This window comes from Bacillus sp. GMa5/1 (assembly GCF_050172015.1).
Classification (GTDB): domain Bacteria; phylum Bacillota; class Bacilli; order Bacillales; family Bacillaceae_G; genus Bacillus_A; species Bacillus_A cereus.
Window position 1 is genome coordinate 1 of sequence record NZ_JBNLYC010000383.1, and the last position, 1,568, is coordinate 1,568.

The window sequence follows — 1,568 nt, forward strand, 5'->3', positions numbered from 1 at the left end:
AGAATCGAATTTCTAACTCAAAGGCACTTGCTATTGTTTTCAATAAATCTAATGGGTTTGTAAATTCTTTGATATTTATCGTGCGGAAGCTTGCATATTCCGTTACACCACGTTGCCACTTCGTTCCTTCTAAAGCGAAATCCAGCCATTGATTAACTGTGTATCCTTCTAAGGTTTGTGGTTTAATTACTTTTGCTTTTTTTAATTTCGTATGTTCACTGAGCGCATATATTTTTTTAGAACGATCTATAGAATCTTGTTCGCTTTCGTTTATCACATATGAAACAAACGATCCATCACGCACACGCTTTAAGACTATGTTTTGTTGCATTAACTTTGCTGCTTTATGTGTACCATCTGAAACCGTAAATTCGAATTGATCTACATTGTTTTTTAGTTCCCATTTATGGAGATCATCCCAATAGTCTTGTTCTTTGATTACTGCAATAATTTGTTCTGTTTTAAAATCAAAAATGTGTAAATCATTATTACTCATAGATATCTCTCCCTGTATGTCACTTCCACTTGTCCGATGTCAGAAGGGTAAACTTCAATTTGATTCATTCCTTTTTCTATATTTATAAAATCACCGAATAAATCTTTCGTATAGATTGCATCCTTGCCATTAATCTTGATACTAGCATCCGCCGTATCAATTTCTACTACATCACCTTTTCGCACAATGTAAGGCGCTTCAAGAGTGGTTGTTTTATTAAATTTCCAAACTTTGATGTCATTCACAGACGCGTTTAATCTTTTGACCTCTTGCCAACCACCGATATGAACCATAACTTGTGCTAACTGATTCTTTGAATACTTTTCTTCTACATCAAAATATTCACGATAAGATTCAGAATCATACACGCCACCTGGAAGAATCCGAGCAATATCTGCTGCCCAAAAGTTTCCCACACGCGTGAGCCGTAGACGACCAAAGAAATCATTCCAAGTCCAAGGGCTATCGCCAGTAGTAGATATGATATGATGCCCCTCTTTAATCTTCCCAGCTCTTATTTCACCGTAGTTACTCGCTACATTTAGGTGAACCTCTGCCATCGTCAATTTAGCTATAATATCCGAGTTTACATCCAATAAATAGATTTCTACACGCCCCATTGAATGGGCACTATTCTGATTCCAACACTCAACGATTGCTTCAATCGTGAAGTCTTGTAATGGTTCCTTTAAACTCTTTCTAGCAACCCCGCCATGCCATTTACTACCTGCACCAAAGTTATCAATTACAAAACGATCACCATCTGATTTTAGAGTGCCTGTATTTTCACCTTCGTCAGTGTTTGGACCGTTTTGAGTCCAACCGACCATTGTTTTCATTTCATCGTGCATAACAAGTTGTTCTTTTTCGACTGTTCGTTCTTCCACAGAAACAGGATATCCCATACGAAAATGTTGCATTTCTTCTTCCTTCTTTCGTGAAATATCAATAAATGTGGATGGGTTTTCCACTTTAATTGTGAACTTAGGATCAGAATATTTACTCCCATTATTCGATATATTTGTGATTAATCTACTTCCCTCTAATCTGAAATCTATATTTCTATTCGGGC

General features: G+C 36.6%; 2 protein-coding genes. Both read right to left on the minus strand.

Going from position 1 to position 1,568, the window contains the following annotated elements; all coding sequences use genetic code 11:
• On the minus strand, positions 1 to 496 hold a 496-nt coding region (locus ACQGSG_RS28815; RefSeq protein ID WP_426948721.1), incomplete at its 3' end, for a phage tail spike protein.
• A partial coding sequence (locus ACQGSG_RS28820) for a phage distal tail protein (protein WP_426948723.1) occupies positions 493 to 1,568 on the minus strand: 1,076 nt, incomplete at its 5' end. The genes ACQGSG_RS28815 and ACQGSG_RS28820, both read right to left, overlap by 4 nt.